Source organism: Brachybacterium sp. JB7, from assembly GCF_003335205.1.
Classification (GTDB): domain Bacteria; phylum Actinomycetota; class Actinomycetes; order Actinomycetales; family Dermabacteraceae; genus Brachybacterium; species Brachybacterium alimentarium.
The window spans coordinates 175,616-197,210 of the sequence record NZ_QPGN01000002.1 but is presented as its reverse complement, the minus strand read 5'-3'; the positions used below and the strand labels follow the sequence as shown (position 1 = coordinate 197,210).

The following is a 21,595-nucleotide window of genomic DNA, read 5'->3' as shown; positions in this document are numbered from 1 at the left end:
CAATCAGTGCTGGCACGAGTCGCTGGCGGGCTACCTCCCAGTTCCGGACGCCAGACACCGCCGGGCTACCCCGCAGTGGCGGGCGCCAGTCAGTGCCGGGCTACCCCGCAGTGGCGGGCGCCAGTCAGTGCCGGGCTACCCCGCAGTGGCGGGCGCCACTCAGTGCCGGGGACCGGTCACCGCCGGGCTACCACGCAGTGCCGGGGACCAGTCACTGCCGGGCTGCCTGCATGCGCCGGGCTACTCACCAGTTATGTGCACCTCTCTGCCATGGTTGGAAGAGAGGTGCACATAACTGCTGGGTAGGCCTGGGTAGGCCCAGAGCAGCCCCGTGATGGACGGGGCGAAGGGTCGTTGCCCCGCACTGGCTTCGTGGCTGGTCACCGCCGGAGTCACGGAGTCACGGACGGGGCCACCGCCGGAGCCCCCGCCGGAGTCACGGCCGGGGCAGGCGGAGCTCCTCGGCGACGACGGCTGCGACCAGGGGGTCTCCGGCGGGCACGTCGAGCAGGGCCAGCAGAGCGGTGACCCGCTCGGTCGGGTCCTCGATCGCGGCGGCGGTCGCGATCTCGTCGGCCCTGGGGTCCTTGACCTCGGCGCCGGCGCGCACGCGGTCGGTGACCCAGGCGGTCCAGGCGGCGACGGCGGCGACCTCTCCGGGGGCCTTCTCCGGGCCGCCGAGCTCGGCGATCACCGGCAGGGCGCGCACGGGGAGCTTCACGGAGCCGTCGGCCGCGATGCGGATCAGGTTGTCCGCGAGGCGCGGGTTGCGGAACCGTGCCTCGAGCGCGTCCGTGTAGGCGTCGAGGTCGGCGGCGGGCAGGTCGAGCGTGGCCCGGGCCTCGGACCACAGCTGCTCGACCAGGGCGCGCACCTCGCGGTGGCCGATCGCCTCGTCGACCCGCTCGACGCCGGCGACCTGGCCGGCATAGGCCATGAGGGTGTGGGCCCCGTTGAGCAGGCGCAGCTTGCGCAGCTCGTGGATCTCGAGATCGTCGGTGAACTGCACGCCGGCCTTCTCCCACTCGGGGCGGCGGCCGCGGAAGCTGTCCTCCACGACCCACTCGGTGAAGGGCTCGGTGACGACCGGGACCGTGTCGGCGAGGCCCGTGCGCTCCTGCACGAGATCGGCTGCACCCTCGTCGGCCGATGGCGTGATCCGGTCGACCATCGAGGAGACCACGTCGACGTGGTCCTCGAACCAGGTGCGGGTGTCCTCGTCCGCCGCGGCGAGCACGGCCTCGCGCAGCACCTCTCCGTTGCCGGTGAGGTTGTCGCAGGAGACCAGGGCGATGGGCTCGGTGACCCCGGCCTCGCGGCGGGCCTTCAGGCCCAGCGCCAGGCGGGCCGGGGCGGAGGTCGCGGGGTCGTTGCCGGCCGCGTAGCCCTTCTCGGTGATGGTCAGGGTGACCACGGCGGTGAAGGGGTCGGCGACCAGACGCACCAGGGCGTCGACGTCGTCGGCCGGGAACACCTCGTCGATCACGTCGACGATGCTGACCTCGTCGTCCTCGGCGCCGCGCACGATCAGGCCGTACTGGCCCCTCTGCGCGTTCAGCGCGTCGGCCATCGCGGCGGTGCGACCGGTGAAGGCGCTCACCGACCAGCCGCCGGCGCGCTGCGTGGCGACCAGGGTGTGGGCGCGGGCGAAGTTGCCGATGCCGAGGTGGACCAGGCGGCCTTCGTCGGAGGGGCTGGGAGCGCTCATGAGTTCTTCTCTCCTGCGGCGCCGAGGCGGAAGACCTCGCGCGGCTGCTGATCGGGCAGGGTGGCGACGAGCTCCAGGGCATCTTCGTGACGCATCCGGTGCTCGGCGACCAGTCCCGCGAGGTGCGTCGCGTCGAGGCGACGGGACATGTCATGGCGGGCGGGGATCGAGCAGAACGCCCGGGTGTCGTCGATGAACCCGCTGGTGCGGCTGTAGCCGATGGTCTCGGACACGGCGCGGCGGTACCGCAGGATCGCATCGGGCGCATCGATGAACCACCACGGTGCACCGGCGTACACCGAGGGGTACACGCCGGCCAGGGGGGCGATCTCGCGGGAGAACACGGTCTCGTCGATCGTGAACAGCACGGTGCGGAAGTTCGGGTCGTGGCCGACGTCGTTGAGCATGGGCGCCACGTGGTGGACGAAGTCCACGGCGACGGGGATGTCGAAGCCGACGTCGGGCCCGAACTTCTGGAACATCTTCTCGCTGTGGTTGCGGTACACGGCGGGGTGGAGCGTCATGACCAGGCCGTCCTCAGCGGCCAGGCGGGCCTGGTCGCCGAGCAGGTGACGGCGCAGGGCGACGGCGTCGGCCTCACCGATCGTGCCGCCGCGGGCCTGCGAGTAGAGCCGACGGGCGTCCTCGAGAGGGAGGCGCGCGGTGCCCGGATCCATGTGGGCGTGATCCGAGGAGACGGCGCCGTGATCGCGGAAGTAGAGGCGGCGGGCGCGCATCGCCTCGTGGTAACCGTCATAGGTGCTGACGTCGACCCCGGCGGCCTCGCCCAGGGCGTCGCTGAGGCCAGGGAAGTCCGAGCGCCCGGCCTCGAGGTACTTGTCCGGACGGAAGGTGGGGATGACCCGGCCGGTGAAGGCGGCGTCGGCCGCGAGGGCGTCGTGCGGGGCCAGGTCGTCGGTCGGGTCGTCGGTGGTGGCCATGACCTGGATCTTGAACTGGTCGAAGAGCGCACGCGGCCGGAACTCGGGCCGGGTGAGCTTATCGGCGAGCTCGTCGTACATCGCGTCGGCCGTGCGGGGGTTCAGCACCGTGGTCAGGCCGAAGACCTCGGAGAACTCGTGCTCCATCCAGTAGCGCGAGGGCGTGCCGGCGAAGGCGTGCCAGTGCTCGGCGAGCAGGCCCCAGGCCTTGCGGGAGTCCTGCTCGTCCAGCGGGCCGCGGCCCACGCCGAGGTCGGCGAGGTCGACGCCGCGGGCGTGCAGCAGGCGGTTCACGTAATGGTCGGGCGTGATGAACAGCGAGGTGGGGTCGCGGAACGGCTCGTCGTCGAGCAGCAGGCGGGGATCGACGTGGCCGTGCGGCGAGACGATCGGCTGATCCTTCATCTCGGCATAGAGTCCACGCGCGATGTCCCGCACGGCGGGGTCGGAGGGCAGGAGGCGATCAGGGTGCGGCACATAGGCGTCGTTGCTCATGCCCCCATGATGGCGCGAGGGGGCGCGGGCCGCCGCCCTGTTGTCACTGGTTGCCGACAGAATCGACTCGCGAGCGACTGATCCAGCAGGTCAGAGGCCCCGCGTCAGAGCGTGCCTCTCAGAGCGTCCGCGTCAGTGGCTCCGCATCAGGGCCTCCGCGTCGGAGGCGTGGCGCGTGCTCAGCTCTTCCTGCGCGGCCCGGTGGTGCCGCGCGGCACCAGCCGCACCGGGAGGGAGCCCTCGACCGGGGTGCGATGGGCCGACGGGTTCTCGATGCGGCGCACCAGGCGCTCCACGGCGGCGCGGCCCTGGGCACGCTTCGGGGTCACCACGGTGGTCAGGCCCGAGCCGATGAACCGCGACAGCGGGATGTCGTCGTGCCCCATGACGGAGAGTTCGGAGGGCACCCGCACGCCGGCGCGCAGGGCGGAGACCAGGAAACCGAACGCGACCAGGTCGTTGTAGCAGACCACGGCGTGGGGCAGGGAGTCGCGCAGCTCCTCGAAGGCCTGCTCCCCGCCGGCGGTGGTGGGGGCGAAGGGTCCGTGGCGCTGGATCGCGAGGCCGTGGATGCGGGCCGCAGCGCGCGCGGCGCGCCAGCGTTCCCCGTCGGACCACGAGTTCACGGGACCGGCGACATAGGTGACGGTCTGGATGCCGTTCTCGGCGAGATGCGCCATGGCCTGCTGCATCCCGTGCTCGTAATCGGGGGTCACCGAATCCAGACCGGCCACGCGCCGATTCAGGACCACCAGCGGGATCCGCTTGGTGAGGTGGTTCAGGGTTGCGTCCGACAGCCGAGTCCCCGACAGCACGAGGCCGTCCACGACGTGGATCGCGCTCTCGAGGCTCGAGCGCTCGCGCACCTCGTCCTCGACGGTGTCCAGCAGCAGAAGCAGGAAGGCCTGCTCCTGCGCGGATTCCTGCATGCCGGAGACGAGCTCGGCGAAGTAGGGGTTCGTGAGGTCGGCGATCTCGATGCCCAGGCGGTGATGGCGCTCGCCGCGCTCCTGGGAATCCGGGGCGGCGGTGCGATACCCGAGCTCCTTCGCGGCTGCCATCACCTTCGCGTGGGTGGAGGCGCTGACGCGGCCCGGGCGGGAGAAGGCACGGGACACGGTCGACGGGGCCACCCCTGCCGTCTTCCCGACGTCATAGATGGTCACGCGCTTGTCCGCCACCTGGCCGGCTCCCTCCTCGCCTGCTCGGCGATGCCTGTCGGATGAGGGGCTCCACCCGCATCGGCCAGGAGCCGACGCGGTCTTCGCACCCGCTGTGTGCGCGATGATCCTACCCCGGGGTCACGGGCAACCAGCGGCAACTCCACGGGGGTGCGGTGGGGTGCGCAGCGTGCGAGCACGAGACGCGAGGCGCCGGGCGAAAAGCGCGATGCGAGATCCGCGAGGCATGAGCACGGGCACGGGCACGGGCACGAACACGGTCAGCCGCGCATGCCGTACTCCTCGTCGAGCCGCGTCGTCACGAGATACCGGGTGTCCTCGACGTGCACGGAGGTCGCGGCGTCCTCGGTGAAGAGCTCGGGCACGGCGAGCAGTCCGGTGAGGTCGGCGTCGTAGGGCTGGACCATCTCTCCCTTCGAGGTGTCCAGCACGACCAGCGTGCCCTCCTCGGGACGCTGCGCATAGGCGAGCCGCTCCCCCGCAGTGAGGAACACGAGCTCCTCGGGATCCTCGTGCCGCCAGGCCTCGGTGCCGTCCCCCTCGAGACCGCGGACCAGTCGCCCGGAGGCCACGACCGTGACGTCCAGGCCGTGGTCGTAGGCCGCGGCGGAGACGTCCTCGGCGAGGAGGCGACCCTCGGCGAGGTCCACGAGGACTCCGGAGTGCGCACCGTCGACGAGCACCGCCCGCTGCCTGGAATCGTCGACCGGCCCGGCGACCCGCACGGTCGAGGCGTCCACCCCCTCGGGGAGATCGAGCCGCCAGCGATCGGAGCCGTCGGTTCCGTCCGCCCCGTCCGCCCCGTCCGCCCCGTCGGCCCCGTCCCCGCTGTCACGCGCCACCAGCTCGGCTCCTTCGGTATGGAGCACGAGGCCGCTGTGCTCGGCGAGCAGGCGGCCCTCGTCGAGCGCGTCGTCCGTCAGGAGCACCTCCCCCGTACCGGCGGACAACGCGATGCGCGCACCGTCGTCGCTCTCCGGGGCCGCGGAGAAGATCAGGCCCGGGGCGACCAGCGGTCCCGGCACCGCCACCGGGCCCCAGAGCGTCTCGGCGGTGCGCAGGTCGTAGCCGGTCGCGGTCGTCATCGGGTCCGCGCCCCCATCGGCCGCCCGGTCCGTGAGGACGGCGACGGCCCGACCGTCGGCATCCCGGGACAGGGCGAAGCCGGTGCAGCTGAGCGGCCGCTGCGCGGACCACAGGGCGGTGCCGTCCTGGTCGAGCGCGGTGAAGCGGAGCCGATCCTCGCCGTCAGCGCCGTCCTCACCGTCAGCGCCGTCAGCGCCGCCTGCATCGTCCCCGACCTCTTCGTAGCCGAGGAAGATCCCGTCCAGCACCTGGGGCATCGCCGTCCACCCGGGGTCCACCACGATCATCACGCCCATCTCGAGCGGGAGGCGCACCGTGGTGGGGTCGACGGGGTCGGCGAACTCCCCGATGAGGGTCGGCTCCGGATCCACGGCGATGTCCGGGCGACCATCGGACTCCGTGCCCGCGCCGGAGCCCGGCGGGTCCTCCGGAGGGGCCGGGGCATTCGGGTCGCACGAGCCGAGAGCGACCGCACCCAGCGGAAGGGCCAGGAGGAGGCCGCGGCGCCTCATCGTCGGCCCCCTGCCTGCGTGCGGCGACGGCGGTCGGCCCGCCACCACAGCGCCAGGGCGAGGGCACCGAGCGCGAGGATCACGATGATCTGAAGGCCCGTGCCGGACAGCGCCGCAGTGCTCTCCTGCCACCGGGCCAGGACGGCCGTCGGGATCAGAGAGGGCATAGTGACCAGTCCGTTCGTCGCCCAGAACAGGATCCCGACGGCGATGATCACCGCGCCGGTGAGAACGGTGGTGGTGTGCAGGGTGCGGCCCAGCACGGTGAACGATCGACCTCGCAGCACCCAACGGGCTCGGGGGCCCACACGCTCCCAGAGCGCCGCGAGCACCATCAGGGGAACGACCATGCCCGCGCCGTAGACGGCCAGCAGCACGGCCGCCAGGGGGATGCTCCCCTGCCCCATGGCCAGCGTGAGCACGGCTCCGAGGATCGGTCCTGCACAGAATCCGGCCACTCCACCGACGGCGCCCAGCAGGAAGGTGCGCGGCAGGCCGGCGCCGCGCAGGGACGCCTGCTGCGCGCGGTCCGCTCCCGGCAGGATCCGCGCGAGGTCGATGCCGAACCCGAGCGCATGCATCGCGCCGAGCACGATCAGCACCAGCGACGTCGCGGCGATGAGCGCCGAGCGGTGCGCGACGAACAGGGTGCCCAGTGCTCCGGCGCCGACGCCGAGCGGGACGAGCGTCAGCACGAGTCCCAGGTAGAACACCGCTCCGTGCAGGAGGAGCCCGGCGCGCGTGGTCACCGTCGAGGCGAAGAACCCGGGCAGCAGGAGGGCTCCGCACGGGCTGAGCAGGGCGAGGGCCCCGCCGAGGAATGCCGAGAGCAGACCGATCTCCATGTCAGGCGTCCGCCTCCTCGAGGGCCTCGTCGATCTGGTCGGTGAACACCTCGGTGGGCTGCGCGCCGACGCTCGGAGTGCCTCCGATGACGAACGACGGGGTCGTCATGGCGCCCAGCTCGATGCCGCGGGCGGCGTTGTCGACGATGGTGCTCCCGACCTGCTCGGAGTGCATGTCCTCCGCGAACTGCACGGGATCCAGCCCCAGGTCGTCGGCGAGCTCGATCAGCGCCTCGTCGCTGAGCTGCGAGGACGATCGGATCTCGCCCCCGTCGAAGAGCGCCTGCTGATAGTCGGCGTGCCGTCCCTGCATGGCCGCGGCGAGGGCCGCGCGGGCGGCGCGCACGGAGTCCTCGCCGTAGACGTTCACGTCGCGCCATTCGATGCGCAGCTCTCCGCGCTCGACGTAGTCCTGCAGGGCGGGCAGGGTGTCGTGCGTCCAGCGGGCGCAGTAGGGGCACTGGTAGTCGGTGAAGACGACCAGCACGACGGGTGCGTCGACCGGTCCGTCGGCGAGGAGGTCCTCGGGGTCCCGTGACTCCGCGTCGCTGAGGTCCGGCACGGCGACCTCGGAGGGAGGCGGAAGGTCCGAGACGTCGACGGAGGATCCGGCCGTGCTGACGGAGTCGCCGTCGGCCTGCTCGCCACCTGGCCTGAGCCAGAGGACGGCTGCGATGAGCAGCGCGACGACCACGATGATCACGGCGGGGACCAGGAACCGGCGGCGCGGGGGAAGCTGCCGACCCGTGCCGGGTTCGGACTCGGACGAGTTCGCTCCGGTCATGTCGCCTCCGCTCCTGCTCGCCGGGCCCCCACGAGCGAGGGGTCCGGTCCCCCGCCACTGTGCCAGACCCGCAGGACTGCCGCCCTCAGCCGGCCCCTCCGAGCTCGACGAGCAGCACCCCGGCGACGATCAGTCCCATTCCGGCCATCATCACCGGCGTGAGGGCCTCCCGGAACAGCAGTCGGGAGAGCAGGGCGGTCAGCACGATCCCGGCCGCGGCCCAGACCCCATACGCCACACCGAGCGGCATGCCCGCCTGCAGCGACCCGGACAGCAGAGCGAAGGCGATGGCGTATCCGACGATGACCAGGGCGTACCAGGATCGTCGGCCGCCCGCGGCGACCCTCAGCGCGAGTGTCGAGACCACTTCGCTCGCCACCGCGCCGCTCAGCAGCAGCCAGCTCATGCGTCCTCCCTCCGTCGCGCGGGCGCCGCTGCGCCGAGGGCATCCGGGGCGTGGGGAGCGTCGGCGGCAACGGAGCCGTCGGAGCCGTCGGAGCCGTCGGAGCCGTCGGAGCCGTCGGAGCGAGCATCGACGGTTCCGCGGGCGCGGTGGGAGCCGATCTCGACCACCGCCACACCGGCCGCGATCAGCACGATGCCGCTGGCCTTCAGCACGGTGAACGCCTCGCCGAACAGCAGTGCGGAGAGGATGGCCGTGAGCACCACGCCGCACGCGGCCCAGATGCCGTAGGCGACTCCCAGACCCATCCCCCGGCGCAGCACCAGCGCGAGGAAGCCGAAGGAGAGCGCGTAGCCGGCGACGACCACCACGTAGAGCGCGGAATGGTCGAGGGCGCCGCGCAGCGAGAGGGTCGCGGTGACCTCGCTGAGAATCGCGCCGATCAGCAGGAGCCAGGCACTCATATGTCGCCTCCCAGCAGGTCCACGGCGATCTTCCGCAGCGTGACGGCCTCCTCGGCGGAGGTCTCGAGCAGGCCGCTGGCACGGTCGAACCAGAGGCCGTCGGCCAGGAGGCGCACGGCGAGCAGGCGCCTCCGGAGGCCGACGGACGTTCCCGCGGGAACGTCGAGCCAGCGATCCACCTGCTCCTGCCAGCGCTGGGTGAGCGCGACCCGCAGCTTCGGATCCGCGAAGATCACGAGGTCGGCGGAGCTCAGCGAGGCCCGGCCGGCCCACTCGAGGTAGGCCAGGAAGCGCTGCGGCGCGGTCGCCTCGGCGAAGACGGCGTCGTGGGTGCCGGCACCAGCACCGGCCTGGGCGTCGGCAGGACGTCCCTCCTCGGGGGCACCGTCCGACGGGCTACGGTCGATGGAGCCGAGCACGGCCCCCGCCGGAGGGCGCCCAGCGGGCGCCCTCTTCACCAGCGTCGACACCGCCTCCGCCATCTCCTGCTCGTAGCGGGCGGCGAGGCGGTCGAGGATGGCTGTGAGCAGCTGCTCCTTCGTCGCGAAGTGGTACATCAGCCCAGGCTTGGTGACGCCGGCCGCGCGGGCGGCGGAGTCCAGGCTCAGCGTGCCGTCGGCCCCGAGATGCGCCTCGGCGGCGTCGAGCATCGCTTCGCGGGCGGAAGGTCGGTGCGCGGGGCGGGCCGACGTCGCGGAGGCCATCGGGTCGGACGAAGGGGACATGCGTGTTACTTTACCTGTTGGCTAGGTAAGCGGCGCACGCCGCGGAGACGATCTGCACACCCTCATCGAGGGCCTGGGAGCAGGGCCGGTCAGGGAGCTCGGTCTTCTCGACTCCGCCGCCCATCGGCCGACAACGGCCCTGTGAGGTCGCGAGGTCTGCCCATCCATAGATCTGCAGGCCGCCGTGGCCCTCTCCCGCTGGCGCCGACCCGGCCTCCGCAGCGCTACTCCCCCGCGGCGGGGGCCCAGCGGGCGATCTGGGCGGCGAGGTGACCGGCGCCGTAACCGTTGTCGATGTTGACCACGCCGATTCCGGGGGCGCAGGCCGAGAGCATGGTGAGCGCCGCGGTGACGCCGCCGTGCGCGACGCCGTAGCCCACCGACGTGGGCAGGGCGACCACGGGCGCGCTGATCTGGCCGGCGACCACGGTGGGCAGTGCGCCGTCCATGCCGGCGGCGACCACCACGCAGGCCGCCTCGCGCAGCTCGGGAAGGCGGGTGAGCAGGCGGTGCAGACCGGCGATGCCGATGTCGGCGATGAGCCTCGTGGGCCGGCCCAGGTAGCGGGCGGTCAGCTCGGCCTCGCGGGCCACGGGCAGGTCGCTGGTCCCGGCGCAGGCCACGATGACCAGGCCTCCCGTCGGCTCCGGGGCCTCGGCGGGCCAGGCGAGCAGGCGGGCGTCCGCATCGTGGAAGGCACCCGGCAGGGCGGCGAGGACCGCCTCGGCGCGGGCCGGATCGGCACGCGTGAACAGCACCGGCCCGAGGTCCTCCCACCCGGCTGCGGCCAGCCGGGCGTACTCCTCGGCGATCGAGGCCACCTGGTCCACGCTCTTGGCGTCGCACAGCACGGCCTCGGGGGCGCCGCGCCGACGGGTCCGGTCCAGGTCGAGCTCGAGGACGCCCTCGATCTGCCCGTCGGCCGCTCCACCGTCCGGAACGGGACGCCCGTCCGGTCCCGGAGCGCTCTCAGCCACGGCTGCTGGAGTTGAGGATCTGCAGGGAGAACAGGCCCGAGCGGATGCCGTCGAGGTCGATGGTGACGTGCGAGAAGCCCGTCTCCTTGCCGGCGGCGACGAGGGCGGCGCGGATCTGCGGCTCCATGGCGCGTGCAAGCTCGTCGGTGGGCAGTTCGATGCGCCCCACCTCGCCGTGATGGCGCACCCGGCAGTCGCTGAAGCCCTGCTCGTACACGGCGTCCTCGAGATCGTCGATCTGGCGCAGCTTCTCGGGGGTGACGCTCTGCCCGAAGGGGACCCGGGAGGCCAGGCACGGCGCGGCGGGCTTGTCGGCGACGGGCAGCGAGAGGGCCCTGGCGATGCTGCGCACCTGCTGCTTGGTGACGCCCACGGTCGACAGGGGCCGCAGCACCTGGTGGCGGGTGGCGGCGCCGGCGCCGGGACGGTCGTGCCGGGTGGCGTCGTCGGCGTTCTCCCCGTAGGCGACGGCGTCGAGCTGGTGGGCGCCGACGATGTCATCCCCGATGCGGGTGAACAGCTCGTTCTTGCAGTGGAAGCAGCGAGTGCCGTCGTTCTTCTGGTAGTCGGGGTTCTCGCCCTCGTGGGTGTGGACCTCGACCACGTCAGCGCCGATCACGGCGGCGACCTCGTGGGCGAGGCGGCGTTCCCGACGGGCGAGGGACGGGGAGACGCCCAGCAGCGCCACCACGTTCTCGGCGCCGAGCGCGCGGACGGCCAGGGCCAGGAGGGTCGCGGAGTCGACGCCGCCGGAGTAGGCGACGCCGAGGCGCTGGACGCCCTCGAGCTGCGCGGAGACCTCGTCGGCGAGCGCGAGCTCCTCTCCGCCGAGCGCCGCGACGGTCATCTCGGTGACCTCGAAGGAGGGGCGCCCGGGGGTGAACAGCGATGCGGTTCGCGTGGAGGGGTCGGCAGCCGGTGGGGAGTCCGGGGCCGACGGGGTGGTCGCAAGGGTGAGGTGGCCGGTGCGGCGGTCGGTGGTGGTCACAGGTCCTGCTCCTCTCCACCGTCACGTTCCGTGGCCAGGCGGAAGAGCACTTCGCCGGCGTGGTCGATGACGAGGGTGTCGGGGTCGGCCCGCAGCGCCTCGAGGTCGAGGGAGGCGGGGTCGATGTAGGGCACGTTGTACTCGGCGCACACCTCGGGCGGGATGGAGGTCGCGAAGGAGCGCTTGACGCGCTGCTTCTCCTCGCCGGTCGCGGGATCGTAGGTGCCCAACCCGGTGACGTGCGTGGAATGGGCGAGCTCGCCCCAGGGGTGGTCCTTGAACCGGTCCCACTGCTTCGTGAAGTACTCGATGTTGTGATAGCCGATGTCGCGCAGGCCCGGGTGCATGGCGGCGACCTCGGTGATGTGCGGGGCGTAGAGGATGACCTCGCCGCCGTCTGCGCACACGGGCTCGGATTTGTAGAAGCCCTTGGCGCCGGTCCAGATGTCCTCGTACATCTCCGGGACCAGCGCGACGATCCGCTGGTAGGGCTTGTCGACGTACGTGATGTGCGTGAGCGCGGAGATCTTCGCGCAGGCGGCCCAGGCGGCCTGGGGATCGCCGTAGGCGATCGCGCCGAGGTCCGCTCCGCCCTCCTTGACGTCCATGGTGAGGCAGTATTTCTCGGCATCGATGAGGTCGCTCGCGGCGTCGACGAGCTGGCGCACCGGGGTGATGCCGAGAGCGCCGATGATGCGGCTGGCGGTGATGAGCGCACCCACCCAGTGGGAGATGTCGATGACGTCGTGCACCGAGCAGCCGGGGAAGAAGTACTTGTTGCCACCGGAGAAGCCCACGACCTCGTGCGGGAACACGGGGCCGACGATGAGGTTCACGTCGCTCTCGACGCACAGTCTGTTGATCTGCACGCGCATGGGGACGTCGGTGAGGAGGCCACCAGTGAGCTCGCCGATGCGCTCGGCGGAGATCTCGCCGAGGTCGGCGATCTGCTCCGGGTCGTCCCAGGCGTGGTTGACGACGGTCCATTCGGGATAGGCGGCCTTCGCTCCGCGCTCGGTGGAGCCCAGGAGCTTGTCGATCGCTTCCTCGCTCATCGCGGCATGGGTGCCCAGCGCGATCAGCACGGTCACCGAGGAGGCGCGGCCGGCGAGCGCGTCATGGATGGCGGGCAGCACCTTGGGCAGCGGCACGGAGCGGGTGCCGTCGGGGATGATCAGGCAGACGCTCTTGCCGTCGTAGTCGGTGCCCGCGAGCTGCTCGGCGACGAAGTCCCGGATCTGTTCGTCGGTCAGCGTGCCCTCCGGGCCTCCGAGCAGGGCGGCGCGTTCCGCGAGACCCTCGGGGATCGGCTGGATGGTCGGCACCGTTGCAGTCTGCTCGCTCATCGCTCCATGATGCGACGCCTGAGCAGGGAACGCCAAGGATGGGCTGGCTGTTGCCACCGGGGCGGTGTCCCGGGCCTGCCCCCGTCATCGCAGACCCTCCGGCCGCTGCGTGCCGCGTCGCACTCCCACCGGGCCGGCGAGCATGCGCGGACTCCTCGACGGTCGCCCTGCCTGCGGTCTAGGCGAGCTCGGACAGCAGTGCGCGGACGCGGGCATCGATGTCGTCGCGCACGAGACGCATCCGCTCCATGCCTTCGATGCCGCGTTCGGAAGGCTCGTCGGTCTGCCAGGTGAGGATCGGTGCCGTCATCCCGTCGACAGGTTCGACGACGGCTTCACTGCCGACGACGACCACCCGATCAGCGCTGCGCAGCAGTTCTGCGGTGACCGGCTTCGGGGTCGCGCCGGACATGTCGGCACCGGCTTCGGCGATGGCGTCGGCCGACTGCGCGTTGAGCTTCGTGCCGGGCAGAGTTCCCGCCGAGTGCACCTCGACGGCCTCGCCGGCGTGATGGCGCATGAGGGCCGCCGCCATCTGCGACTTTCCGCCGTTCTTCACGCAGATGAACAGAACTGTCGGAGGGTCGGTGGTCATCAGGAGCTCCTGTGTGAGGCGGTCAGCGGGCCGGGACGGTGGCATCGTTCGGGAAGAGCCGCTTCCCCAGCCACAGAGAGACATAGACCAGAGCGACGAGCACCGGGACTTCGATCAGGGGGCCGACGACTCCTGCCAGCGCCTGCCCGGACGTGACGCCGAACGTGCCGATGGCGACGGCGATGGCGAGCTCGAAGTTGTTGCCCGCGGCGGTGAAGGCCACGGTGGTCGACTTCGCGTAGTTCAGCCCGACCCCGCGCGCGAGGAACAGTGAGCCCAGGAACATGAGAGTGAAATACAGCAGCAGTGGCAGTGCGATGCGCGCGACGTCCAGGGGGCTGGTGGTGATCGCTTCGCCCTGGAGCGCGAACAGCAGCACGATGGTGAACAGCAGCCCGTACAGGGCCCACGGACCGACCTCGGGCAAGAACCGTCCCTCGTACCAGGTGCGGCCCTTGACCCTTTCACCGATCAGGCGGGTGAGGAACCCGGCTACGAGCGGTATGCCCAGGAACACCAGCACGCTGATCACGATGGTGCCGATCGAGAACTCCGCTGAGGCGGTCGGCAGTCCCAGCCAGGACGGCAGGACTTGCAGGTAGAACCAGCCCAGCGCCCCGAATGCGAGGACCTGGAACACGGAGTTGAGCGCCACGAGCACAGCGGCCGCCTCACGGTCGCCACAGGCCAGGTCGTTCCAGACGAACACCATCGCGATGCACCGCGCGAGCCCGACGATGATCAAGCCCGTGCGGTATTCCGGCAGGTCCGCCAGGAAGAGCCAGGCAAGGGAGAACATCAGTGCTGGGCCGACGATCCAGTTCAGCGCCAGCGACGTGACCAGCAGACGCCGGTCCGCGCCGATCCGACGGGTCTCGTCGTAACGGACCTTCGCCAGCACCGGATACATCATCACCAGCAGCCCGATCGCGATCGGCACCGAGATCCCGCCGATCTTCACCGACTCCAGCGCAGCGTTCAGGCCAGGAACGAACCGCCCCAGCAGCAGTCCGACGGCCATGGCGAGCAGGATCCACAGCGCCAACCACCGGTCCGTGAAGGACATCTCCCTCATCACCGGAGCGGAAGGCTCCACCGCAGCCGCCTTGGTACTCACGAGGTCCAGAACTCCCTTGCATCGATGGTTGTCGATGCGAACGGTACGCAGACACATTGATGTTCGTCAATGTAAGGTGAGGGCATGACTGCGAGTTCAGCAACGAACCACGCCCCGTCGGCAGCCGGCGGCCAGGGGTGCTGCTCACTCTCGACCGGCCCCCTCGAGATCGCAAGCGCCGAGCGCCTCGCCGCACTCCTCAAAGCCCTGTCCGATCCCACGCGCCTGCGGCTGCTCTCCCACATCGCCAGCCAAGGCTGCGAGACGGTCTGCGCCTGCGATCTCACGAAGGAGCTCGGCATCAGCCAGCCCACCGTCAGCCACCACACGAAGAAGCTCGTCGACGCCGGACTGCTGACTCGAGAACAACGTGGACGCTGGGCCTACTACTCGGTGATCCCCGCCGCCTTCGCCGAGCTGCAGGCCTTCCTCGACCTCACCTGAATGACTGCGTCGCGACGTGGGCCTTCACGAGATGGGCGATACTCGGAGCACTTCGAGGAGAGGTCGTGCGGGCATGAGTGACGAAGCCGATTCCGGATCCGAGGTCTCCACGGTGGTGCGCCAGCGCATCCGGGGGCTGAGGCAGGCGCGCGGGTGGAGCCTGGAGGCTCTCGCGGGTCGCTGCCAGCTGAGCGCGTCGACCTTGAGCCGCATCGAGACCGGCCATCGCAGCATCGGTCTGGAGCAGCTGGCGCCCTTGGCCCGGGCGCTGGAGACGACGATCGATCAGCTGGTCGCCTCGGATCAGGACGACGACGTGGTCATCCGCCCGATTCCCCACGAAGAACCGGGCCTGACCATGTGGGCTCTCTCGCGGGACTCCCCGCAGCACGGCGGGTCCCTGGTCGCCAAGATGCGGATCACCAGCCAGCGGCGGCACGGGCCCGGCAGCCTGGCCGTCCATCCTGGCCGGGAATGGTTCATGGTCCTCTCCGGCGTCGCGCTGCTGCATCTGGGAGAGCGGCGGATCACCGTGGAAGCCGGCCAGGCCGCCGAGTTCAGCACGATGACCCCGCACTCCATCGGCACCCTCGAGGGGACGGTCGAGATCCTGACCATGTTCGATGCGGACGGCGAGCAGGCCCACCGGCGGTCTACCCGCTCCGAGGCATAGATCCGCCCCGTCCACCAGTTTTTGCGGTTACCGCAAGAGTCGTTGCGAGCTATGGGATGTCTCGACATTCTGGGTGCATGCACCCAGAACCTTTTGACCTCCACCAGACAGCCTCCGAGGGCCACGGCGACCCCACCGCGTCCCTCCCTCCCGCCGAAACCGTCCGACCAGACGACGGCCCGACCTATGACGTGGCAGTGATCGGCGGTGGCACCGCGGGCCTGAGCGCCGCGGTGGCCCTCTCGCGCTTCCGACGCTCCGTCGTCGTGATCGACGACGGCACGCCGCGCAATGCACCTGCCGGCCACATCCACAACCTGCTGAGCCGCGATGGCGTCTCACCCGAGGAGCTCTACCGTCTCGGCCGGGACGAGGTGGACGACTTCGGAGGCGAGTTCGTGAGGGGGACGGTCGACGCGGTCCGCGGCGAGCTGGGCGCATTCACCCTGGACGTGGCCGACGAACGGCTCACTGCCGGTCGCGTGATCGTGGCGACCGGTGGCTGGGATGAGCTTCCGCAGCTGCCGGGCCTGGCGGAGAGGTGGGGCAAGGACGTGATCCACTGCGGCTTCTGCCACGGCTACGAAGTGCGGGACCAGCGGGTGGGCGTGCTCGCCACCAGCCCCATGGCAGCCCACCAGGCCATGATGTTCCGCCTGCTCAGCCCGCACGTGACCCTGCTGGCGCACACCGCCGCGCCGAGCGCTGAACAGCACGAGGATCTCGCTCGTCGGGGAATCGCCGTCGCCTCAGGGACCGTCACGGAGGTGCTGAGCGAGAGCGATCACCTCAGCGGTGTCGTGCTCGAGGACGGAACGCGCATCGAGCTGGACGCTCTGGTCGTGGCGCCCGTCGTGCATGCTCGCGCTGACTTCCTCGCGCCCCTGGGACTGCAGCCCACGGAGTTCGCCGTGGACGGCCACACCATGGCGACGCAGATCGAGACCGGGCCGAGCGGATCCACTGACGTGCCGGGCGTGCGGATCGCCGGAAACGCCAGCGAGCCCATGGGCCAAGTGGTCAACGCTGCAGCCAGCGGCCTTGCCGCGGCCTCCGCGATGGTCGGCGAGTTCGTGCTCGCGGGGGCGAGCGCCCAATGAGGACGACCACGCCCCACCAGCACTCACCTCATGCGCACGGCCCGACGGCCCACCCTCATGCCGATGCGATCCAGGCGCAGGTGCTCGATCTGGACGCGAAGGTCATGGCCGACCATGTCGATGCGGTGATCGAATGGATGCCTGTGCACAGCGCTCCGACACGGATCGTCGACCTCGGCGCCGGGACCGGTGCCGGCACCTTCGCGCTGCTGCACGCGTTCCCCGACGCCGTCGTGACTGCCGTCGACTCCTCCGCGGAGCACCTCGAGTTCCTCCGCTACCGTGCACGCCGTGACGGGCTCGACGACCGCATCCGGACCCTGCAGGTCGATCTCGACGCGGCCGACTGGCCCGATCTGGGCAGGCCCGATCTCGTCTGGGCTTCGGCGTCGATGCATCACCTCGCCGACCCGGACCGCGCCCTTCGCACCGTCCGAGACGCTCTCGGCGACAAGGGTCTGTTCGTCGTCCTCGAACTCTCCGGACTCCCCAGATTCCTCTCGCCGGACACGCCTGAGGGCCGTCCCGGCCTGGAGGAACGCTGCCACGCCGCCCTCGAGCCGTCGACCTCCGCCCGCATGCCTCATCGGGGCTCGGACTGGGCGCCGAAGCTCACTGCCGCCGGCTTGGAGGTCGCTGCCCACCTGGCTTTGGACGTCGCCATCGACAGCACCGAGAACGAGGCGATCGGGCCCTACGCCCTCGCCGCGCTCACAGGACTCCGCCGAGCGGGCGCGGAGCTCCTGCCCGCCGAGGACCTCGCTGCTCTCGATGAGCTCCTGGACACCACGAGCCCGCACAGCATCCTGTCCCGATCCGACCTCACCCTGCGCACCACGCGACTCGTCTGGGCCGCTCGCAGACCTGACACACCGGACGCCGACGAGGCTGACGATCCGTTCTCCCCCGCTGCGGAGGCGGCGAACTGCGAACGGGTGCTCGGGAGCAGGCGGCACGGCCTCGACAGCACCGTCTGAATCGTCCGCCTGCGCCGCACCGTCCGGGCGGCGCGCCAGGAAGTCCGCCGGGTGACAGCGAACTGTGCGGCACACCAGGGAAGGACCCGCTCCGACTGGTCGTCATCGAAGATCGGACGGCGGCTCAGAGCGGCGGTCTCGGGCAGACCGTCATCCTGCAGCGGGCTGCACTGCCAGATCTCCCCGGACGGAGGCTCACGCCGAAGGCCTGGGTGACCTCTGATAGCGCGCCTGAAGGCGAGACCAGGCAGCTGGCCAGCCGATGCTGCCCGCACAAGCAGGTGTCCCACCCCGGCCCAGATCTGCGAGGTTGAGCGCAGCTGCAGCGCCTCCCGGTCGGTGCAGATCAAACTGTGTACGCACTACGTCACCTCGGGATCGGGACCCGGCGAGGCTCCGCGTCGGCAATAGCGCTGGCCAACGACTGGTCCGGGCTGAATACTGCAAGGATGGTCCCTGCCGATCCGATTCGACGCGCTCCACAACCCCTCGCCGTTCTCCTGGCCGGCCTCACGGGCTCCGGGAAGACAACCGTCGCCACCGCTCTCACCGAACTGGGTTTCCAGCGGCTTTCCGTCGACGAAGAAGTGTTCCGTCTCCATGGACGCTACGGAATCGACTACCCGGAGGACACGTACTTCGAGCGAGAGCAACCTGTCGTCGACGCCGTCCGCAGGGAATTCACGACTCTCCTGCACGACGGCATGAGCATCGTGCTGGATTACGGCCTCTGGACGCGGGCCGAGCGGACTCGATGGCGCGACATCGCGCGCGGCTCCGGAGGAATACCAGTCCTGATCTACCTGCCCGTGGAACGCGATGAGCTCTTGGCACGGCTCACGCTCCGCAATCACCGCTCTGACGCCAATTCCCTCACGGTGACCGAGAGCGCACTCGATGACTTCATCGACCGATTCGAACCTCCGCAGGACGACGAGCCGCTCCTGGAGTACAGCAACGACCTGGAGTCGCTGGGTTCACGAATCCTGTCCGTCCAGGCGGACCCTCAGACTGCGACGATCCGATGAACTGCGCGCGGGGGCGCCCTGGCCACGGCTCGCCATCCGCGCTGTCGCACGCAAGGATGGGCCCATGCCCGCTCCCCTGCCCCAAGCCGTCCACGATGATGTGCTTGCGGTGGCTGAGAGGAGTCACAGGTCATCCCGCTGGTCCAGGCTGCTGGGGTGCCGACTCCGGACCTCGTCGGCTACGACCAGGTCACGTCACACATGCCGTTCGGCCGGTGAGGCGAGAACTTCCGGGGCGACATCATCGCGGCCGCCACGATCGACCTGCTCGCCACCATGCCGCCCCGACAGTACGGACGTTGCCCTGGGCGACCCGGTCGGCTCGGGCTGCTAGTGCCAGAGCCAGCGGAGTGCGTCGGGAAGGAGAACACCGCCGTGGTTGGGACTATGCCCCCCGTCGCCGACCACCACGCGCGAGTCGTACCCCGCACGAGACAAGGCCGCCGCCGTCTCCAGGTTCTCCGCGAACCAGTTCATCTCGCGCCGGCCCCAACCGAGGTCCCGCTGTGCTGCGTGGAGGAAGACGCGAATCGGCCGATCGACCCCCTGGGCGAGCTGCCGCGGGTAGGGATTGCCGTCGGGCATCTGGGCGAAGCTCGCATTGAACGTGATGACCTTACGGAAGACGTCCGGCCTCTGCCAAGCGGCGGTGAAGGCGGCGTCACCGCCGGAGCTGCCTCCGCAGATGCCCCGCCCGGACGGGTCATCCGCCAGTGAGTGCATCTCCGCGACCCGCGGGAGCACCTCGGTGGCGAGGAAATCGCCATAGCGGCCGTCGTCCGCGTCGTACTCGACGTTGCGGTTCTTCGGATTCTCCGCGTCGGGGAAGACACCCGGGTCGACGAAGACGCCCACCAGAGGCGGCACGTCCCCGCTGTCGGCCAGGTTGTCGAGCACGGTCCCGCCGCGTACGTCCCCGTCCGGATCGAGATACCACCAACCGTCGTTGAAGACCATCACCGCCGCCGGAACAGTGGAGTCGTGGCCCCCGGGCGTATGCACCCAGACACGGCGGGTCGTTCCTGGGTAGGCCCGGGGGTCGACGATCTCGAAGGACCGGGTCTCCCCTGGTGCTCGGGTCCGCGGCACGGAGAACGGGCCGTACTCGTAGCGGACACCGTCGTCCGGATCAGGAAGGGGCCGGTAGGGCTCACAGTGCGTCACGGAAAGACCCTAGGCCCTGCGCACGGAGGCGCCCAGCGATTTTTGTGCACGGGAGGGGGCACCGGCGTCCGACGAACAAAGGCCGTGGCCGACGACCTCGGACACTCAGGCTCGCCCTGTCACTCCGAGGGGACGGACCGACTGAAGCGCCTGCACACGTAGACCCGCGAGAACCGAGCGCGGAGGTCAGACTCGTCCTCAAGCCTCGCATGGCAGAAGGCCGCCAGCGGGGCAGAGAGCCGGTCCGGGCTGGTCCAGCCATCGTCCGAGTCCTCGCAGGTCTTGTAGACGTGGAGGTAGTGCTCCGATTCCACGAAGCCCTGGGCGTGGTACGAACCCAGTGCGGGCTCGTCCTCGCGGGTCCACGCGTCCACGGTGGTCACGGTGCTGGGCAGCTCGCGCCGCGCGTGCGTGAGCAGTGCTGCGGCGATTCCTTCGCCCTGGTTGTCCGGGTGCACTGCCACGGTGTCGATCGTTGCCAGATCATCCTCGATCTCGACGTCCAGGATGCCGACGACGGTGTCACCGCACCTCGCCACGAGCTGCACGGCGGGGCTCGCCGGGCGCTGCGTCCACACATCGTCGTAGTAGCAGGTGCTCAGGAAGGACAGGGCTCGACATCGCAGCCAGCTGGTTTCGTCAGTCGGCTCGTAGCTGCGGATCGTGAAGGACATAGATCTCCTGCGGATCGGGGTCATGGACTCGGAACCTCACGCGAAGAGCATGCGACGAGGGTATGCGCTCATCTCCTACGGGTCAGACCTTTTCCGGCACGGTGCAGACGCGACACCTCAAGAGGCAGAATCGAGTGATGACCCCAGAGCGCTGCGTGTTCCATTCCCGCACCACGCACAACGCCGACGCAGACGAGCTGCACCCTCTCAGTGCGCTCGAGCGGACGGACCCTCGTGCCTTCGCCGCCGCGATCGCCAAGTACGACGACACGCCAGAACGCCGACGGCTCCGGGAGACGTGGATCCCGGTTCTCGAGGCGACGTGGACCGGGGTGGTCTTCCTGTCCCCGATCCAGCCGCACGCGATCCGGGAAGCGTGGCGCGCCATCGCAGGGGTGGAGCTGCCCGCGCAGGAGTTCTGGGCGATCCCTGTCGACGACCTCGGCCCCGCGGTTGTCTTCGACCGGCATCTGAGCAGCACGGGCGATCCGATCGATCCGCAGGAGATCGAGGTCCTCGACGTCGCCGCCTACCGCTCCCGGGACGAGACTACGCCGCGAAATGCTCGGTGGATCGACCAGCTCGCGAGAGCGGGCAAGCGCGGGGCCTGGTTCAACGGGACACCGCACATCCTCGCGAAGGGTCCCGTTCCGCTCCACTCCGCCGAAGTGATCGACTGGCGGGCGCCGTAAACGCTCTCCGACCCTGGGCAGGAGCGCGTCAGCACACGCCGCCAGTCGCGCCCTGACCGATACGGGATCTCGACTTCATCGGCAGTCTTCGCACAGCTCGTTCAGATCGGGCTGGTACTGCGCGATCAGGCCTTCCGAACACGCGGGAAACGACATCGACGAGCGCGGCGAGTATCACTGTGCCTGGTTGGACGCCTATCGCAACGAGGCGGATCGCCACGCGCACCTCTTCCGCGTTGGGTCGCATCCCGCTGGGTTCGCGCTCATCCGGCGCGGCGAGCCGACGATGGTGGCGGAGTGCTCGCGGACCGACGGACCGGCGACAGCGGTGGAGCTCGGATGCGGTATCGGTGTCGAGGCACGCTTCCTGGCCGAGAGCGGCTTCACCGTGCACACCGTCGACGGGGACGCGAGCGTCGAGCGCCCCATGGCGGCGCTCTCTGCGCAGCTGCCGATCCATCACACGAGCGTCGACCTCGCTCAGCTGCGAGAGCTGCCTCCGGCGGATCTGCTCCCGTACGAACTCGAGATCCTCGAGCTCACCGAGGACGAACGCGACGGCCGCTCCTTCAGCGGCCCCAAGCACTGGCACACCTTTCGCGTGATCGCCCGTCGGCCCTGAGCAGAGAGCTCATTCAGACCCCTCGGTCGGCCGAGGCTCGACGATGGCAGTCAG

At 70.3% G+C, this 21,595-nt stretch carries 23 protein-coding genes; 7 read left to right on the top strand and 16 right to left on the bottom strand.

What is annotated here, in order from left to right:
* Positions 1-436: 436 nt before the first annotated feature.
* The 14 genes from CIK81_RS03280 to arsB form a co-directional block, all read right to left on the bottom strand.
* Positions 437-1,708 carry a mannitol dehydrogenase family protein gene (locus CIK81_RS03280; RefSeq protein ID WP_114304880.1) on the bottom strand — a complete coding sequence of 424 codons (1,272 nt, stop codon included), beginning with the start codon at positions 1,706-1,708 and terminating at the stop codon, positions 437-439.
* Entirely contained in the window at positions 1,705-3,144 is a 1,440-nt protein-coding gene (uxaC, locus tag CIK81_RS03275; RefSeq protein ID WP_096164747.1) for a glucuronate isomerase, read from the bottom strand. Before uxaC ends, CIK81_RS03280 begins: the two co-directional genes overlap by 4 nt.
* 179 nt (positions 3,145-3,323) lie before the next feature.
* A complete protein-coding gene (locus CIK81_RS03270; protein WP_114304881.1) occupies positions 3,324-4,325 on the bottom strand; it encodes a LacI family DNA-binding transcriptional regulator in 1,002 nt (333 codons plus the stop codon).
* 260 nt (positions 4,326-4,585) lie between these two features.
* Positions 4,586-5,923 carry a hypothetical protein gene (locus CIK81_RS03265; RefSeq protein ID WP_114304882.1) on the bottom strand — a complete coding sequence of 446 codons (1,338 nt, stop codon included), beginning with the start codon at positions 5,921-5,923 and terminating at the stop codon, positions 4,586-4,588.
* Positions 5,920-6,768, bottom strand: coding sequence for a cytochrome c biogenesis CcdA family protein (locus tag CIK81_RS03260; protein ID WP_114304883.1), 849 nt, complete (start codon positions 6,766-6,768; stop codon positions 5,920-5,922). Before CIK81_RS03260 ends, CIK81_RS03265 begins: the two co-directional genes overlap by 4 nt.
* A 1-nt stretch (position 6,769) precedes the next feature.
* Positions 6,770-7,552: a thioredoxin domain-containing protein gene (locus CIK81_RS03255; RefSeq protein WP_114304884.1), complete on the bottom strand. Its 783-nt coding sequence runs from the start codon at positions 7,550-7,552 to the stop codon at positions 6,770-6,772.
* Positions 7,553-7,637: 85 nt separating this feature from the next.
* Entirely contained in the window at positions 7,638-7,958 is a 321-nt protein-coding gene (locus tag CIK81_RS03250; RefSeq protein WP_114304885.1) for a multidrug efflux SMR transporter, read from the bottom strand.
* Positions 7,955-8,419 (bottom strand): multidrug efflux SMR transporter, encoded by a 465-nt coding sequence (locus tag CIK81_RS03245; RefSeq protein ID WP_114355370.1) that lies wholly within the window; start codon positions 8,417-8,419, stop codon positions 7,955-7,957. The genes CIK81_RS03250 and CIK81_RS03245 overlap by 4 nt, the downstream gene beginning before the upstream one ends.
* On the bottom strand, positions 8,416-9,144 hold the full coding sequence (locus CIK81_RS03240) for a TetR/AcrR family transcriptional regulator (protein ID WP_241963911.1): 729 nt from the start codon (positions 9,142-9,144) through the stop codon (positions 8,416-8,418). Before CIK81_RS03240 ends, CIK81_RS03245 begins: the two co-directional genes overlap by 4 nt.
* 224 nt (positions 9,145-9,368) lie before the next feature.
* On the bottom strand, positions 9,369-10,121 hold the full coding sequence (gene larB, locus CIK81_RS03230) for a nickel pincer cofactor biosynthesis protein LarB (RefSeq protein WP_114304887.1): 753 nt from the start codon (positions 10,119-10,121) through the stop codon (positions 9,369-9,371).
* Positions 10,114-10,968 carry an ATP-dependent sacrificial sulfur transferase LarE gene (gene larE, locus CIK81_RS03225; protein WP_096197962.1) on the bottom strand — a complete coding sequence of 285 codons (855 nt, stop codon included), beginning with the start codon at positions 10,966-10,968 and terminating at the stop codon, positions 10,114-10,116. Before larE ends, larB begins: the two co-directional genes overlap by 8 nt.
* 137 nt (positions 10,969-11,105) lie before the next feature.
* On the bottom strand, positions 11,106-12,455 hold the full coding sequence (locus tag CIK81_RS03220; RefSeq protein WP_096164759.1) for a lactate racemase domain-containing protein: 1,350 nt from the start codon (positions 12,453-12,455) through the stop codon (positions 11,106-11,108).
* Positions 12,456-12,633: 178 nt separating this feature from the next.
* Positions 12,634-13,050 (bottom strand): low molecular weight phosphatase family protein, encoded by a 417-nt coding sequence (locus CIK81_RS03215; protein ID WP_114304888.1) that lies wholly within the window; start codon positions 13,048-13,050, stop codon positions 12,634-12,636.
* A gap of 22 nt (positions 13,051-13,072) precedes the next feature.
* Positions 13,073-14,125, bottom strand: a complete 1,053-nt coding sequence (arsB, locus tag CIK81_RS03210; RefSeq protein ID WP_096197938.1) for an ACR3 family arsenite efflux transporter — start codon at positions 14,123-14,125, stop codon at positions 13,073-13,075.
* A gap of 126 nt (positions 14,126-14,251) precedes the next feature.
* Here arsB and CIK81_RS03205 point away from each other — a divergent pair, with 126 nt between their 5' ends.
* From CIK81_RS03205 to CIK81_RS03185, 5 genes are all read left to right on the top strand, one after another.
* Positions 14,252-14,611: a helix-turn-helix transcriptional regulator gene (locus tag CIK81_RS03205; RefSeq protein WP_096197939.1), complete on the top strand. Its 360-nt coding sequence runs from the start codon at positions 14,252-14,254 to the stop codon at positions 14,609-14,611.
* Between the two features lie 73 nt (positions 14,612-14,684).
* Positions 14,685-15,284: a helix-turn-helix transcriptional regulator gene (locus CIK81_RS03200; RefSeq protein WP_096164767.1), complete on the top strand. Its 600-nt coding sequence runs from the start codon at positions 14,685-14,687 to the stop codon at positions 15,282-15,284.
* A gap of 77 nt (positions 15,285-15,361) precedes the next feature.
* Complete coding sequence (locus CIK81_RS03195; RefSeq protein ID WP_114304889.1) at positions 15,362-16,384, top strand: NAD(P)/FAD-dependent oxidoreductase; 1,023 nt, start codon at positions 15,362-15,364, stop codon at positions 16,382-16,384.
* Entirely contained in the window at positions 16,381-17,361 is a 981-nt protein-coding gene (locus CIK81_RS03190) for a class I SAM-dependent methyltransferase (RefSeq protein WP_114304890.1), read from the top strand. The genes CIK81_RS03195 and CIK81_RS03190 overlap by 4 nt, the downstream gene beginning before the upstream one ends.
* A gap of 449 nt (positions 17,362-17,810) precedes the next feature.
* Positions 17,811-18,389, top strand: coding sequence for an ATP-binding protein (locus CIK81_RS03185; RefSeq protein WP_114304891.1), 579 nt, complete (start codon positions 17,811-17,813; stop codon positions 18,387-18,389).
* A 330-nt stretch (positions 18,390-18,719) separates the two neighbouring features.
* On the opposite strand, the gene CIK81_RS03180 is transcribed toward CIK81_RS03185, so the two are convergent.
* Positions 18,720-19,553, bottom strand: a complete 834-nt coding sequence (locus CIK81_RS03180) for an esterase family protein (protein WP_114304892.1) — start codon at positions 19,551-19,553, stop codon at positions 18,720-18,722.
* Positions 19,554-19,672: 119 nt separating this feature from the next.
* Positions 19,673-20,227, bottom strand: a complete 555-nt coding sequence (locus CIK81_RS03175; RefSeq protein WP_114304893.1) for a GNAT family N-acetyltransferase — start codon at positions 20,225-20,227, stop codon at positions 19,673-19,675.
* 137 nt (positions 20,228-20,364) lie between these two features.
* Here CIK81_RS03175 and CIK81_RS03170 point away from each other — a divergent pair, with 137 nt between their 5' ends.
* Positions 20,365-20,919 (top strand): hypothetical protein, encoded by a 555-nt coding sequence (locus CIK81_RS03170; protein WP_114304894.1) that lies wholly within the window; start codon positions 20,365-20,367, stop codon positions 20,917-20,919.
* 187 nt (positions 20,920-21,106) lie between these two features.
* The gene (locus CIK81_RS03165) at positions 21,107-21,541 is read left to right on the top strand and encodes a hypothetical protein (RefSeq protein ID WP_241963910.1); all 435 of its coding nucleotides are present in this window, start codon (positions 21,107-21,109) and stop codon (positions 21,539-21,541) included.
* Positions 21,542-21,595 lie beyond the last annotated feature (54 nt).

Bases quoted from the DNA above. Each gene is read 5' to 3' on its own strand.
- CIK81_RS03280 (WP_114304880.1), bottom strand. From the start codon at position 1,708: ATGAGCGCTCCCAGCCCCTCCGACGAAGGCCGCCTGGTCCACCTCGGC.
- uxaC (WP_096164747.1), bottom strand. From the start codon at position 3,144: ATGAGCAACGACGCCTATGTGCCGCACCCTGATCGCCTCCTGCCCTCC.
- CIK81_RS03265 (WP_114304882.1), bottom strand. From the start codon at position 5,923: ATGAGGCGCCGCGGCCTCCTCCTGGCCCTTCCGCTGGGTGCGGTCGCT.
- CIK81_RS03260 (WP_114304883.1), bottom strand. From the start codon at position 6,768: ATGGAGATCGGTCTGCTCTCGGCATTCCTCGGCGGGGCCCTCGCCCTG.
- CIK81_RS03255 (WP_114304884.1), bottom strand. From the start codon at position 7,552: ATGACCGGAGCGAACTCGTCCGAGTCCGAACCCGGCACGGGTCGGCAG.
- CIK81_RS03250 (WP_114304885.1), bottom strand. From the start codon at position 7,958: ATGAGCTGGCTGCTGCTGAGCGGCGCGGTGGCGAGCGAAGTGGTCTCG.
- CIK81_RS03245 (WP_114355370.1), bottom strand. From the start codon at position 8,419: ATGAGTGCCTGGCTCCTGCTGATCGGCGCGATTCTCAGCGAGGTCACC.
- CIK81_RS03240 (WP_241963911.1), bottom strand. From the start codon at position 9,144: ATGTCCCCTTCGTCCGACCCGATGGCCTCCGCGACGTCGGCCCGCCCC.
- larE (WP_096197962.1), bottom strand. From the start codon at position 10,968: ATGACCGTCGCGGCGCTCGGCGGAGAGGAGCTCGCGCTCGCCGACGAG.
- CIK81_RS03220 (WP_096164759.1), bottom strand. From the start codon at position 12,455: ATGAGCGAGCAGACTGCAACGGTGCCGACCATCCAGCCGATCCCCGAG.
- CIK81_RS03215 (WP_114304888.1), bottom strand. From the start codon at position 13,050: ATGACCACCGACCCTCCGACAGTTCTGTTCATCTGCGTGAAGAACGGC.
- arsB (WP_096197938.1), bottom strand. From the start codon at position 14,125: ATGAGGGAGATGTCCTTCACGGACCGGTGGTTGGCGCTGTGGATCCTG.
- CIK81_RS03205 (WP_096197939.1), top strand. From the start codon at position 14,252: ATGACTGCGAGTTCAGCAACGAACCACGCCCCGTCGGCAGCCGGCGGC.
- CIK81_RS03200 (WP_096164767.1), top strand. From the start codon at position 14,685: ATGAGTGACGAAGCCGATTCCGGATCCGAGGTCTCCACGGTGGTGCGC.
- CIK81_RS03195 (WP_114304889.1), top strand. From the start codon at position 15,362: ATGCACCCAGAACCTTTTGACCTCCACCAGACAGCCTCCGAGGGCCAC.
- CIK81_RS03190 (WP_114304890.1), top strand. From the start codon at position 16,381: ATGAGGACGACCACGCCCCACCAGCACTCACCTCATGCGCACGGCCCG.
- CIK81_RS03185 (WP_114304891.1), top strand. From the start codon at position 17,811: ATGGTCCCTGCCGATCCGATTCGACGCGCTCCACAACCCCTCGCCGTT.
- CIK81_RS03175 (WP_114304893.1), bottom strand. From the start codon at position 20,227: ATGTCCTTCACGATCCGCAGCTACGAGCCGACTGACGAAACCAGCTGG.
- CIK81_RS03170 (WP_114304894.1), top strand. From the start codon at position 20,365: ATGACCCCAGAGCGCTGCGTGTTCCATTCCCGCACCACGCACAACGCC.